Annotated in this window: 10 protein-coding genes; 3 read left to right on the top strand and 7 right to left on the bottom strand. The window is 70.0% G+C overall.

The annotated features are described in order from the left end of the window. Nucleotides 1-14: 14 nt before the first annotated feature. From HWX87_RS24600 to HWX87_RS24570, 7 genes are all read right to left on the bottom strand, one after another. A complete protein-coding gene (locus tag HWX87_RS24600; RefSeq protein ID WP_176049698.1) occupies nucleotides 15-2192 on the bottom strand; it encodes a hypothetical protein in 2178 nt (725 codons plus the stop codon). Then, complete coding sequence (locus HWX87_RS24595; RefSeq protein ID WP_208456547.1) at nucleotides 2165-2890, bottom strand: glycosyltransferase family 25 protein; 726 nt, start codon at nucleotides 2888-2890, stop codon at nucleotides 2165-2167. The genes HWX87_RS24600 and HWX87_RS24595 overlap by 28 nt, the downstream gene beginning before the upstream one ends. A gap of 51 nt (nucleotides 2891-2941) precedes the next feature. Next, nucleotides 2942-5089, bottom strand: coding sequence for a cellulose synthase operon protein YhjQ/BcsQ (locus HWX87_RS24590; protein ID WP_176049697.1), 2148 nt, complete (start codon nucleotides 5087-5089; stop codon nucleotides 2942-2944). A 16-nt stretch (nucleotides 5090-5105) separates the two neighbouring features. Further along, nucleotides 5106-5444, bottom strand: a complete 339-nt coding sequence (locus HWX87_RS24585; protein WP_176049696.1) for an STAS domain-containing protein — start codon at nucleotides 5442-5444, stop codon at nucleotides 5106-5108. A gap of 119 nt (nucleotides 5445-5563) precedes the next feature. Beyond that, entirely contained in the window at nucleotides 5564-5956 is a 393-nt protein-coding gene (locus HWX87_RS24580) for an Hpt domain-containing protein (RefSeq protein ID WP_176049695.1), read from the bottom strand. Continuing rightward, nucleotides 5931-6338: a response regulator gene (locus tag HWX87_RS24575; protein WP_176049694.1), complete on the bottom strand. Its 408-nt coding sequence runs from the start codon at nucleotides 6336-6338 to the stop codon at nucleotides 5931-5933. The genes HWX87_RS24580 and HWX87_RS24575 overlap by 26 nt, the downstream gene beginning before the upstream one ends. Beyond that, on the bottom strand, nucleotides 6335-8182 hold the full coding sequence (locus tag HWX87_RS24570) for an ATP-binding protein (protein WP_176049693.1): 1848 nt from the start codon (nucleotides 8180-8182) through the stop codon (nucleotides 6335-6337). The genes HWX87_RS24575 and HWX87_RS24570 overlap by 4 nt, the downstream gene beginning before the upstream one ends. 215 nt (nucleotides 8183-8397) lie before the next feature. On the opposite strand from HWX87_RS24570, the gene HWX87_RS24565 reads away from it, so the two are divergent. The 3 genes from HWX87_RS24565 to galU all read left to right on the top strand — a co-directional run bounded on the left by HWX87_RS24565 (nucleotide 8398) and on the right by galU (nucleotide 13034). Next, nucleotides 8398-9096, top strand: a complete 699-nt coding sequence (locus HWX87_RS24565) for a sugar transferase (protein WP_176049692.1) — start codon at nucleotides 8398-8400, stop codon at nucleotides 9094-9096. Nucleotides 9097-9109: 13 nt separating this feature from the next. Continuing rightward, entirely contained in the window at nucleotides 9110-11932 is a 2823-nt protein-coding gene (locus HWX87_RS24560; protein WP_176049691.1) for a WecB/TagA/CpsF family glycosyltransferase, read from the top strand. Between the two features lie 94 nt (nucleotides 11933-12026). Then, nucleotides 12027-13034: a UTP--glucose-1-phosphate uridylyltransferase GalU gene (gene galU / locus HWX87_RS24555; RefSeq protein ID WP_176049690.1), complete on the top strand. Its 1008-nt coding sequence runs from the start codon at nucleotides 12027-12029 to the stop codon at nucleotides 13032-13034. The last annotated feature ends 126 nt before the right edge of the window (nucleotides 13035-13160 follow it).

The raw sequence follows: 13160 nt of genomic DNA, 5'->3' as shown, positions 1-13160 counted from the left end.
CTGTTGCGTTCAACTCAACGGTCGGCCGGATCGGTATCGCCGGCCTGGACGGTCGTCAGGCTGCGGGGCGGCAGCGTCGCCATCGCACGATCCGCGCGGCACGCAAGCGTCGCCGGACGCGGCGCAACCGACTGCGGCGCCGTGTCGTCGAGCACGCGCATCGTGAGCGAGGGCCTGCCGTGACACGGCACGGTCACGCGCATGGGCCGCGCTGCACGCGAGACGACCGCGATCCGGTCGTCGTCGAAACCCGCGGCGAGCAACGTGCCGCATTCCGCGCCGGTACACGTCATCTCGTGAACGGTTCCGCCCGCGACGTCGTTGAGCATCGCGAGCGCGGTACCGGTCGGCCGCCAGTGCGCGGAGCCGGCCAGATCGCGGGTAATGCCCCACAGCGGAATCAGCGCATCGCGGGAACCGGCGGCCGGGCGTGCGATCCGCGTGTCGAAGCCCGTGAGACTGTAGACCGCCTGCCGGCGGCTGCCGGCAAGCGTCGCCGCGACGAGCCGCGCGGCCAGCGCCGTGCCGGCCGCCCCCCGCGCCAGCAGGTCGGCGCGCGCGGCCGCCGGTGCGTCGCCGAGCGTCGTATGGAAATTGACCTCGTAGACGTCCATTTGCTTGCCGGCGCGCCGCAGGCGCGCGGCGACCTCGGCCAGCGCGTCGCGATCGCCGTCGAGCAGGCCGTCGAGCGCCGCATCGCCGGACTGGGCGGCGGACAGGCGGTAGAGGAAATACGGTGCGACGGCGACGCCGTCCGCCTCACGTAGGCGCGCGCCGAGCCGCTCCACCGCGCCCGGGTTCGCGTATTGCGCGCCCACGACCCGATGCAGCCGGGCCGTGCCGGCCGCCTCGCGAATCAGGCCGAACACGCGGTCGGCCCGTTCGGCGAGGCTGTCCGGATTCATGATGCCCGCGGGGCGGAACATCGCGTTCCAGTTCTCGTTGCCGAATTCGATGACGGTTTCATCGATGCCGTACGCCTGCGCGAGCCGGCCGAGCCGTCGCCCGATGTCGGCGGCCTCGGCGTCGTCGAGCGTGGTCGGCAGCACCAGCCACGGCCGGGCGCCCACCGCCGCGCAGAGCGCGAACAGGTCGGCCGTGCCATAACCGTACTGCCATTCCGCGTCGCCGGGCCGGTAGCGCGTCGGCCGCCGGTCGAACGGTGCGGCGAAACGATTTGCCGCCGTGTCCGCGAGCTGCCCTTGCCAGTCGCGCAGGTAACCCGGGTGCAACGCCTTCAACGTGTCGACCACAGCCCGGCGAAAACCGCCGGCGCCCGGATCGCGATCCTCGACGTCGATCGCGGCCAGCTCGAGCACGCCGCCCGCGGCTTCGAGCGACAGCGTGACGGGGCCCGCGGGCCCGGGGTCGGCCCCGTCGAAATCGATCGTTACGGTTTGCCAGGCCGGCCCCGGCGCAATCGTGCGGTCGACCAGCAGGCGCGCACGGTCGCGGCCGAAACCCGCGTGCAGTGTGGGCGCGCCGCGCAGTGCGCGGACCTGAAAAGTCATCCTCCAGCGTCCGTCGAGCGGCAGGAGCTTGCCGGCGCGCGGCCCGAGCATGTCGAAATACTGGCGCAGCGCAGCGACGCCGCGCGTGCCGTCGAGTACGGCCGCCGGGCCGCCGGCCGGCCCGGCACCGGCCGCGGGACGCACGTCTCCGGCCTGCCACCAGAGCGGAAGCGTGCCGGCCGCGTCGCGGGTCAGCGCGATCACGTCGCCGCGCGCCAGTCCGGCCGGACGCGGCGTGAGGCCGAGCGGCGCGCGCGTGCCGCCGGCGGCGGGCGGCGGGTCGGACACGACACCCGATGCGCCCCGGCTCGCACCGGTCAGGATAGCGAAGCGTGCGCCGTCCCACGCGCCCGGCGGCCGGGCCGCCCATGGGGCGTCGTCGCCGATGCCGTCGTCGCCGATGGTCGCGACGACCAGAAGCGCGCGATCGATCCCGGGCTGAAGCCCGGGATTCTTGACGATGTGCGCGCTCAATTGCTCGGCGCCCCAGGTCGTCCAGCTGCCGAGATTGACGCCGTAACGCGGTACGTGCGTCGCCACGACCGCGCCCGGGTCGAGCCGCGCATCCGCTTGCATGGGCAGCGGCACCGCGCCCGGCGATGCGCCGATCGCCGCGATCGCCAGGCCCGCCGCGATGCCGCCCAGCAGCCGGTTCAGGACGACGCGTGCCGGCGGTGCCACAGCCACTCCTTCAGGCAGCGCGCGCCCGCGACGACGCCGCGCAGCGGTCCGGCCCGGTCGAACCAGCGGCCGGTCGCGATGTCGCTGCGCGAGCTGCGCTGCCGCGCGAGCGACGGCACGGCGAGCAGCGTCCGGCATCCGGCGCGCGCCGCACGGAACATCGACAGCGCGCCGTCCACGTGCATCGGCCCGCCGAGCGGATCGCCGGGCGCGCGCGCGACGCAGGCCTCGAGAAAGGCGACGAGCGGGGCGAGCGCCGGCCCGTTGACGGCATAACAATGCGCGCACACGAGCGGCCGGTCCGTGCGATGCCAGCCCGGCACGTCGACGCCACAGGTCTCGACATGGCCGACATACGCGAAATCCCACGCGCCCAGCCGCAACGTGTCGACCATCGCCGCGCCGCACCGCTCGAGCGCCGGTTCGAACACGGCGTCGTCCTCGAGCACCAGCACGTTGGCCAGCCCCGCATCGCGTGCTTCACGCAACACGCCCAGGTGGCTCAGGTAGCACCCTCGCGCACCGATGCCCGGGAAACCGTCCGGCACGTCCGGGCAGATCGCGTCGAAAAAGCGGATGCGCGCGTCGTCGTGTGCAAAACCGGCACGCGCGAGCTCGCGGACGATCTGGCGGCGGCGATCGGTGCGCGTACGCAAATTGATGATGTAGATGCGATCGAAATTCGCCAGCAGGTTCATGTCGTTTGCGTCACGCGACGCCCTCCCGGAATATGACGTGTGCCGCGCAGATCAGCGGGCGCGAAGCTTCCTGAGCAACAGCACCTGCATGCGGCCGAGCCAGAGCTGCCACTGGCCCGCCGTCATCACGTCGCGGTGCTTGCGGCGCGTCAGGAATTCGACGAGGTTCTCCCGCAGATAACCGCCGCCGTTGAACGGACGGACCCGGTTCAGCACGAAACCGACGGCATCGGGATCGATCGTCTGCAGCATGCGCCGCGCGCGCGCCACCTCGCCGCGTGTGGTCGCGCCGGCCTCGAGCACGACCATCACGTGGGCGATGCGCGACAACAGCAGTTCGGTATCGGCCGACACGAGCAGCGGGGGCATGTCGACGAGCACGAAGTCGTAGTCGGCCGCCCATGCGGCCAGGCATTCGGCCAGGCGATCGAGGCGCGTCAGCCCCTCGGACGACGCGCCGTCGTGCGCGGTCGCGGTATGACGGCAGAACGCGACGTGGGGCGGAAGCGCACCGTCGGTGGTCACCGCCGCGTCGCGCGGCGCCCGCCCGGCCAGCACATCGGCCAGCCCGGCCGGTGCGCCGCCGAAACGCGCATCGGGCCGGAACGCGTTGGCCTCAACGATCAGCACGCGGGAACCGAGCTGGCGCAGCGCGTCGGCCACCCCGAGCAGCAACGTGGTCGTGCCGGCCGACGGCTTGACGCCCGTGAAGCCGAACACCGATTTCCCGTTGCGCCCGTTGAACCTCATCAGGGCGCTCGCCAGCCGGCGGTCCTGGTCGAGTGCGAACAGGTGGCTGGCCGAGTCGCGCCGGTCGATCTGCCAGCCGGCGGGCGGAATGCCCATCAGCGACTGGGCGACGTTGACGGTCCGCACGCGGCGGTCGGCGAGATCGACCGCGAGCGGGACGATCGCCCCCAGCGCGACGGCGGCCAGCAGCGCCATCAACATCATCTTCTTGCGACCCGGGCCGTAGGGTTCGACCGCCGGCAACGCCTTGCTGACGCCGCGCACGAAGCCGGGGGCGCCCGACTCCATCCGCAGGAAGTCCGCGCGGTCGCGGATCTGGTCGAGTTCCTTGCGCGCGCGGTCGATATCGCCGGTCAGCGTGTGCGCCTGCTGGAACAGGCGCGCGTAATCGGCCGAACGCGCCTCGAGCGCCGTCAGTTCCCGCGCGAGACCGGTTTCCACCTGATGCGCCTGATCGGCCGTGCCCGCGAGGCGCGCGTCGACGTTGGACCGCACCCGCGCTTCGACACGCGCATCCTGCGTATTGACGGTCTGCGTGATCTCCGCGAGTTCCTGCCGGGCCGCCGTGTACGCGGGATGGTCGGGCCGCAGGCCGGACATCTGCGTCGTCAGGTCGCCTTCGCGCTTGTACAGATTCGATTTCAGGCTGTTCAGCCCCGGGTCGTTCAACACGTTTTCCAGCACGGAACGCACGTTGATGCCGGTATCGCCGCGCTTGCGGAACGCGTCGAGCGCGGCGTCCGCCGCGATGCGCTGCTGCATCGCGTCCTCGAGCGCATGCCGCTGGTCCGCGATCAGCTTGTCGAACGGATTGGTCACGTTGTCCGCGAAGCTCGTCAGGTTCAGGTCGCGTGCGATCGCGTCCCGGTTCGCCGACAGGGTGGTGATCTGCGACAGCAGCTCGTCCTCGCGTTGCTTGAGCGTGACGGTGCGTTCGTCCGCCGCGTACAGCTGTTCGTCGTGCGCGGTGTCGAGATACGCCTGCGTAACCGCATTGACGATCTCGGCAAGGCCCGCGGGCTTCGTGCCGTCGAGTGCGATGCGGATCAGGTAGGTATCGGGAACCGGCTGCACGACGAGTGCGGTCTGGAGCCGTTCGATCGCGTGCCGGTCCGGCTCGCCCGGGCGACTCCACAACGCGCGCACGGCCGGCGCGGCAAGCGCGCGCTGCACGATGTCGTAGCGGCGCACCGTCTGGACCTGCTGCTGGACGAACTGCCGGTACTGCGAATTCGATTCGAAGACGAGCTCCTGATCCTCGCTCAGGTTCTTCATGAAGCGAGGGGCAACCTGTACGGTCGCTTCCGCGTGGTAGCGGGCCGTCCCCTTGACCCATGCGAGCGGCATGCCGAGCAACACGACGGCGATCACGACGCACGCCGCAATGCGCGGATGCGCGCGCAGGCTGACGAGCGGCTTGATGCCGGGGCCGGGAAGGGTATCGGACATGACGGCCACCCCGGCGTCAGGCGAACGCGCGTACGGCTTCTTCGCGCGTTTCGTGGATGCTGAACACGCGATGCATGCGCATCAGCTCGAACAGCGCGCAGACCGGCCTGGACATCGCGCACAGCTTGAAGTCGCCGCGCTGCCGATGCACCTGACGCTGGCACGCGATCAGCGCGCCGAGGCCGGAGCTGTCGACGAACCGCAGCACCGACATGTCGAACACGATGTGGCCGTGGCGTTCCAGCCAGGGCGCGATGGCTTCGCGGAAGTCCTTCACGTTGCCGGCATCGAGGTGGGCCTCGTTCAGGCGGACGAGCAACGTTCCGGACGGGTCGTGGGTCGCGATCAGTTCCATGGGGCCTCCCTGGTTCGACGATGGTGCGGACGGATTCGACGCACCCATTTGACGCCAGCTCGGCGCCGACAGTGTCACCGGAATGTGAACTGAACGACGAACGGGGGAAAACCGGGGGATCAGGATGCGCCGGCGGTGGCGCCGGCAATGGTGGCCAGTTCGTGCTGCAACGCGGCAAACGGCGCCGCGAGCGGGGCGGGCACGGCATCCGGGGAATCCACCTGCCGTTCGAGGTCGCGGGCCTGCCTGCCCAGCGCATCGAAGCCGTATGCGCCCGCGGCGCCGGCAAGCCGGTGGAGGCCGGCGGCCAGCGCTGCGCGCGCGGCGGCGGCGCGCGGAGTGTCAGGTGCGTCAGGTGGGTCGGCCGCGGAGCAGGCCGCCCAGGCTTGCCAGCCCGCTGCCAGCTCGTCGCGACGCCCGGCGAGGCCAAGCGCGAAGTTGCGTTTCAGGGACGCAAACCTGTCGGCGAACCGGCCTTCTTCGCCGTCAGGCGTCGTGGGCCGGCTTGTCATGCGCGTAGTTCCAGTAGATCTTCAGGTTCTCCGGCAGCGCGACCGGATCGAACGGCTTCACGATCACGCCGGTGGCGCCATGCGCGAGCAGGGCCTCGATCTCGTCCGGCAGCGCGCGGGCCGACATCAGCACGATCGGCGTGTCGCGCAGCGCCGGGCGTTCGCGCAACGCACGCATGGTTTCCGGCCCGCCGAGTCTCGGCATCATGACGTCGAGGAGAACGAGGTCGGGGGCAAACGCATCGGCCTGTTCGAGCGCCTCGGTGCCGTCCGCGCACAGGCAGAGTTCATACCCCCCGACGGTCGACAGACTGAAATCGAGGATGGTTCGGATATCCGGATCGTCCTCCGCGCACAGGATTCGCTGCAGCGAGTCGTTCATCGGGACGCACCTCCGTTCCAGCCGATTGCATGGCCGATCGCCGTCAGCAGCGTATCGTTGTCGGCATCGCGCTTGGCGAGATGCGCGAACGTGAGCGCGTGCGCCTGGGCGGCCGCCACCGCGTCGGTATAAAGCAGCACGGGGGCCGGGCCCGCGAGGGCCGACAGGCGCGCGGCAACCGTGTGAAGCGTGGTGCCCGCGCCCTCCGGATCGCAGATCACGAGCGCCGGAGCCGGCCCGTCCGGTCGCGGCAGCGCCGCATCGTCGAGCGTGCGGGCCAGCACGATCTCGTAATGGGGCGACAACAGGATGCCGAGCCGCGAGCGGGCGGCCGCGTCGCGATCGATCACGACGACGCGCGGTGCGGTACGACGCATCGGGGCGGCCTGTCCGTCGGCATCGCAACGCGGCAGATCGATGTGGAATTCGGCGCCGCGCCCCATGGAGGACGTCAGCCCGACCTGCCCCTGCATCCGTTCGATCAGTACCCGAGTGATGTGCAGGCCGAGGCCGGTACCGGTTCCGACGCGGCGATCGGTGTCGTCTGCCTGCGAGAATTTCTCGAAGATCCGTGCGCGAAAGGCGTCCGGCACGCCTTGCCCGCGATCGCGGACGGCGATCCGCACGCGATCGGCCGACACTTCGGTCCGGATGTCGACGCATGCGCCTGCTGGCGAATGCTTGATCGCATTCGACAGCAGGTTCGCCATCACCTGCAGGAAGCGGTCGGCGTCGACTCGCACGGTGGCGCCGGCAGCGCAACCGATCCGTTCGATCGCGATGCCGAAGCGGCGCGCATAGTCGAGATTGGCGGCGACGGCCTCGTCGAGCAGCGTGTCGAGCACGTGCACGTTCAGTTGCAGCGTCACGCGGTCGGCCTCGAGCTTCGCGACGTCCAGCACGTCGTCGATCAGCCGCCCCAGCCGCTCGCCGTTGCGTTTCGCGACATCGAGCAGCTTTTGCGCGGCGGCGGGCAGCTCGCCCGCCGCGCCCGCCACGAGCAGATCGATCGCGCCGGATACCGATGTCAGCGGCGTGCGCAGCTCGTGGCTCACGGTGCTCAGGAATTCGTCCTTCAGGCGCTCGAGCCGGCGCTGTTCGGTGAGATCGCGAATCAGCACCGACACGCGGCCGGCCGTGTCGTGGCGCCAGCGGCTGATGCGCACTTCGGCCGGGAAGATCGTGCCGTCGGGCCGCCTGGCGTCGATCTCGTGGATCGAACGCCGCTCGTCCAGCCGCCACGCTTCGCCGTGCACGGGCGCGCCGAGCGCGGCAAGCGGCAAACCGTCAGGCGGCAGCGCATCGATGCCGAGCAGCGCGCACGCGGCCGCGTTGGCGTCGCGAATACGGTCGTCGCGATCGACCGTCAGCACGGCGTCCTCGACATGATCGAACAGTTCGCGGTTGTGCGCGGCCAGTTCGGCGAGCCGGCTCTGCAGGTCGAGCACGCGGCCGAGGTTGCGGATCTTCGCGTCGAGGAGCGCGGGATCGACGGGCTTGAGCAGGTAGTCGTCGGCGCCGCAGCGGATCGCGCGGACGAACAGGTCGTCGCCCTGCATCGACGACATCACGACGATCGGCAGCCACGCGCCCCGGCGCGACGCGCGCAGCACGCGTGTGGCCTCGAAGCCGTCCATGTCCGGCATGAGCAGATCGAGCAAGACGAGATCGACCGCTTCGACGCGGCTGAGCGAGAGCGCCTGGGCGCCGCTCGATGCTTCGAGCGGTACATGGCCAGCCTGGCGGACGAGTTCCGCGAGCGCCGCGCGGCTCGTATCGATGTCGTCGACCACCAGCACGCGGAGCGGCGCGCGGGAAAGACGGCTGACCGGATCAGGCGTCATCGGGTGTCTTCCATGATATGGCCCCGCGCGGGGGCCTTGCTGGGCAAGCCGGCTGGTTGCCATGGCGAAAGTTCGGACGATTATGCCACTACGGGTGGCGGTTGTGCGGTGGGGCCGGCGCTGGCGCGCGTGTCGCGCCAGTGTTTGCAAATCCGTCACGATTCGCGCGAGGCGGCGGGCTTTAATGGCGCACAACCCGGTGCAGGAGACCCACCATGCCGCTCGATACCCGCCTTGCCGTCGTTTCACCGCGCCGCGCCGCGCATTCCCTTCGCCTCGCCCGGCTGGCATGGCGCTGGCACGCATGCCGGTACGCATCCGTCAAACGCCTGCTCGACATCGCGGTCGCGTCGGCGTCGTTGCTGCTGTTGAGCCCGCTGTTCGGCGTCGTCGCGCTCTGCATCCGGCTGGAGGATCGCGGGCCCGTGCTGTTCTGGCAGCGCCGGGTCGGGCGCCACGGGCGGGAATTCGCGTTCCCGAAGTTCCGGTCGATGATCGTCGATGCGGAGCGGCGCCGTACCGAAATTGCCCACCTCAATCAGCACGGTGCCGCGGGCGTGACGTTCAAGCGCGCGGACGATCCCCGGATCACGCGCGTCGGCCGCTTCATTCGCCGCATGAGCATCGACGAATTGCCGCAGCTCTGGTGCGTGCTGAAAGGCGACATGACCCTGGTCGGACCGCGTCCGCCGCTGCCGCAGGAAGTCGCGCGCTACACGCTGCCGGACCGCGGCCGGCTGCTAGTCACGCCCGGCCTGACGTGCATCTGGCAAGTCAGCGGGCGCGCGAACATCGCATTTCCGCAGCAGGTGACGATGGATCTCGAATACATCCGCGAACGCTCGCTCGCGCTCGACCTGAAGCTGCTCTGCAAGACCGTGCCGGCCGTGCTGCGCGGCCACGGTGCGTACTGACCGGGGAACCACGATGCTCAACTTGACGGATTCGACACGCGACGGCTTCGCCGTTCGCTGGATCGGCGCGTTGGCTGCCTGCTTCACGCTGGTGTTGCTCGCCGTGCCGCTCGGCATGCTGGTGCCGTTTTCACGCGTCGAGCGGGTGACGCGCATCGGACGGTCGGGCCGCCGGTTCGGGATGTGGCGGCTCGTGTCGCGCGACGCAGGCCGGCACACGCTCCGTGCCCGGTTCGGCGCCGATCATTGGCTCACGCTGCTGAATGTCGCATGCGGACAGATGGCGTGGGTGGGCCCGAGGGCGCTCGCGAGCACCGACGACGCGCCTGCCGGGATCGGCGCCCAGCGGCTCGCGGTGCGGCCGGGACTGATGTGCCTGTGGTCGCTCCGTCTCCGCACGTCGATCGACTACGGAACTGAATGGCAGGCGGACCTCGAATACCTGCGCGATCGCGGTGTGCGGCGCGACGTCGGTATCGTCGTTCGTCATGCGCTGCTGACGCTGATCACCGGCGCCGCCGGGCAACACGCGATGCCGGACGACGTGACGATCGTCGACGTGCGTTTCGACAACCTGTCGATGGACGACGCGATCGCGCAGATCCGCGACCGGCTGGGTGCCGGCGGGCCGCCGGCCCAGGTCTGCTTCGTGAATCCGGCCTGCGTCAACATCGCCGCGCGGCACCGGCGCTATCGGACGATCCTGCGCCGCGCCGCGCTGGTGTTGCCGGACGGCATCGGCATCAAGATCGCCGGCGACTTGCTGGCGACACCGCTGCGTCAGAACGTGAACGGCACGGACCTGTTTCCGCGCCTGTGCGCCGCGCTCGAAGGCAGCGGGCACGGCATCTTCCTGCTGGGCGGCAAGCCCGGTGTCGCGCAGGCGATGGTCGAGCGTATCGCTGCGCAGTATCCGGGCCTGTCGATCGCCGGCTGGCGGCACGGTTATTTCGACACGCACGACGCGGCCGCAACGCGCGACGTGGCGGATGCGATCCGTGCAAGCGGCGCGCGCCTGCTGCTGGTGGCGATGGGCGTGCCGGTGCAGGAACAATTCATCGCGCGGCATCTCGCCGCGTTCGGCGTCGATGTTGCGATGGGCGTCGGCGGGCTGTTCGACTTCATGTCCGGCGCGACACCGCGCGCGCCGTCCTGGCTGCGCGAACTCGGCGGCGAGTGGCTGTTCCGGCTGGCCATCGAGCCCGGCCGCATGTGGAAGCGCTACCTGATCGGCAATGCGACGTTCCTCGCGCGCATCGCGTTGCAGCATCTCGGCTGGCGCCGCCGGATCGTATGCCGGATCGTCGGCGCGGACGAATTCGCGTCGCCGGAACCGGCTACGCGAGGCGGGCGGCGCTGCGTGCTGTTCGCCACGCGCCCGGCGCCCGACGATTTCCCGGTGCCGGCCGACACGCCGGGAGCGCTGCTGCCGCTCGGCGCGACAACCGCACTGGAACGCGTGCTCGAGCATCTGGCGGCGGCAGGCTGCTCGCGTGTCGATCTCGTGGTCAGCGACGCGCCGGCTCTGTTCCGCGCGATCGTCGGCGACGGCCAGCGCTGGGGGCTGGACCTGCACCTGCATGCGAGTGCGAGTGCGAGCCATCCGTATGAATGGCTGCACCGCATCGTGGCCGGAGCGGCCGGGGACACCGTGCTGGTCGGGCATGCGGAGGTTGTGCCGGGTGCGCATGTGTTGTCCGGACTGTACGAGCGCGCCGCGCTTCTCGTCGAACCATGCGACGCGGAGGAACCGCGCTGGCTCGGCTGGGCCGGCGCGCGCGCCGACGCGCTGAATCAGGCGAACCTCGCGCTGGACGCCGACGCGCTCCATCGGCTGCTCGACCGTGCATTGCCGTCGCAGGCGGCGCGTGCCGGCGACTTCATGCGGGTCGATTCGATCGCGGGCTGGATGCGCGCGCAGGCATCCGTGCTGGCTGCAGTCGCGTCGGGCAAGGTTCCGCCGCAGTATCGGGCCGAAGGGTGGGGCGGCCGCGGGGCGCAGTGCCGGATCGCGCCCGACGCGACGATCCGCGGGCCGGTCCTGATCGGCGAGCGATGCCTGATCGGCCCCGGCGCGGAAATCGGCCCGAACGTCGTGATCGGCGACGACGTGATCGTGGCGACCGGTACATCGCTGCGCGATACGACGGTGCTGTCGGGCGTGTACGTGGGGCCCGGCCTGGTACTCGACGGTGCCATCGCCGGGCAGGCGAGCCTGTACAGCGCACGCTGGCGCGCGAAGCTTGCGTTCCGCAGCGGCGATGCCGTGATTGCGCCGCTGATCGCGCAGCCCGCGCAACAGGGCGGCGGCCTGGCCGGACGTCTTGCGGCCGCCGTGGTCGCGGCGGCTCTTTCGCCGTTCGCATATGGCGTGGCGGCAGCGGGTTTCTCGCGGGTCGGCGCCAGGATGTGGACGCACGAGAACGTCGTGGTCGGATGGGATGCCGCGTCCGCCGAATGGATCGAACGCGCGATCCGGGTGCCGAGAAAAGGGCACGGGAAAATTGGCGGCGCCGTGCTGTCGATGTTCGGCAACGCGCTCGATGTCGCGGCCGGCGTACGCAACTGGATCGGGCCGCGGCCTCGCTCCGCCGTGCAGCTGGCGATGCTGCCTCACGACTGGCAAATGCTGCTGGGCGCCCGGCCGCCCGGATGGCTGAACATGCCCGTCCTTGCGGCCGGAATCGACACCGGCTTGCCGGACGACGCGTTGCCGCCGGACGACCCGCTCACGAGCGAAATCCACGCGGCGGCCGACCTCTACGGCATCGCGACGCGCAAGCCGTTCCAGTCGCTTCGCCTGCTGGCATCGGCGCTGAGACTGAAGTTTGCATGAAGGCATCCCGGCTCGCGGAATCGGCTGAAAGCAGCGCCCCCGCGAATCGCACGCACGCTACATCGACACGATCATCGAATCGCAAGGAGGAGTCATGCTCAAGGTAACGAAAGCCGTGTTTCCCGTGGCGGGGCTCGGCACCCGCTTCCTGCCGGCCACGAAGGCCAGTCCGAAGGAGATGCTGCCGGTCGTGGACAAACCGTTGATCCAGTATGCGGTCGAGGAGGCGATCGCGGCCGGGATCAAGGAGATGATTTTCGTCACGGGTCGCGGCAAGCGCACGATCGAAGATCACTTCGACAAATCTTACGAGCTGGAACGCGAGCTCGAGCACCGCGACAAGACGGCGTTGCTCGAAGCCGTGCGCAGCATCAAGCCGCGCGACGTCGATTTCTTTTACGTGCGGCAGCCGTCGGCACTCGGCCTCGGCCACGCGGTACTGTGCGCGGAAAAGCTCGTCGGCGACCATCCGTTCGCGGTCATTCTGGCGGACGACCTGCTTGACGGCGCGCCCCCGGTCATGCAGCAGATGGTGACGCTGTTCGACCACTATCACAGCTCGATCGTGGGCATCGAGGCCATCCCGCCTGCCGACACGCGCTCGTACGGGATCGTTGCGGGCAAGCCGTGGGCGGATTCGGTCGTCAAGGTGTCGCGGATCGTCGAAAAGCCGTCGCCGGAATCCGCGCCGTCGAATCTCGGCGTCGTCGGACGCTACATCCTGATGCCGCGCATCTTCGCCCACCTGCGCACGTTGCAGCCGGGCTCGGGCGGCGAACTGCAGCTGACCGACGCGATTCAGTCGCTGCTCGCGGACGAACAGGTGCTCGCTTACGCCTACCGCGGCAAACGGTTCGACTGTGGCAGCAAGCTCGATTATCTGAAAGCCACGGTCGAGTTCGCGTTGCGGCATCCGGAAGTCGCGCCGGAATTCGGGGCTTACCTGGATGCGTTCCTCGGCACGCGCGAACCACGGCACGTGCCGGGCTGGCGGGAGCCGGTGCCCGAATGCGGTGCCGCGCGGCATGCTCGCGCCGTTGCGCCGGCTGACGACGACGTGCGCGAAGCCCGGATGCCCGTCGAGTGCCCCGCAATCGCGTGACTCCGAACGGCCGGCATGCAGGTTCGATCGTGCCATCGCGCGACGGTTGATGGCCGCGGGCATTTACGATAAAACTACTGCGTGCCGCGAAGGCCGGGGTGTTTTCGAGCCTGCCGGGCATGCAAC

It is taken from the genome of Burkholderia sp. BCC1644 (assembly GCF_902833225.1).
Classification (GTDB): domain Bacteria; phylum Pseudomonadota; class Gammaproteobacteria; order Burkholderiales; family Burkholderiaceae; genus Burkholderia.
This window is presented reverse-complemented; position numbering and strand designations above follow the sequence as displayed.

Excerpts from the sequence above, each read along its gene's own strand:
- HWX87_RS24595 (WP_208456547.1), bottom strand. The coding sequence starts at position 2,890 with ATGAACCTGCTGGCGAATTTCGATCGCATCTACATCATCAATTTGCGT.
- HWX87_RS24590 (WP_176049697.1), bottom strand. The coding sequence starts at position 5,089 with ATGTCCGATACCCTTCCCGGCCCCGGCATCAAGCCGCTCGTCAGCCTG.
- HWX87_RS24585 (WP_176049696.1), bottom strand. The coding sequence starts at position 5,444 with ATGGAACTGATCGCGACCCACGACCCGTCCGGAACGTTGCTCGTCCGC.
- HWX87_RS24580 (WP_176049695.1), bottom strand. The coding sequence starts at position 5,956 with ATGACAAGCCGGCCCACGACGCCTGACGGCGAAGAAGGCCGGTTCGCC.
- HWX87_RS24575 (WP_176049694.1), bottom strand. The coding sequence starts at position 6,338 with ATGAACGACTCGCTGCAGCGAATCCTGTGCGCGGAGGACGATCCGGAT.
- HWX87_RS24570 (WP_176049693.1), bottom strand. The coding sequence starts at position 8,182 with ATGACGCCTGATCCGGTCAGCCGTCTTTCCCGCGCGCCGCTCCGCGTG.
- HWX87_RS24565 (WP_176049692.1), top strand. The coding sequence starts at position 8,398 with ATGCCGCTCGATACCCGCCTTGCCGTCGTTTCACCGCGCCGCGCCGCG.
- HWX87_RS24560 (WP_176049691.1), top strand. The coding sequence starts at position 9,110 with ATGCTCAACTTGACGGATTCGACACGCGACGGCTTCGCCGTTCGCTGG.
- galU (WP_176049690.1), top strand. The coding sequence starts at position 12,027 with ATGCTCAAGGTAACGAAAGCCGTGTTTCCCGTGGCGGGGCTCGGCACC.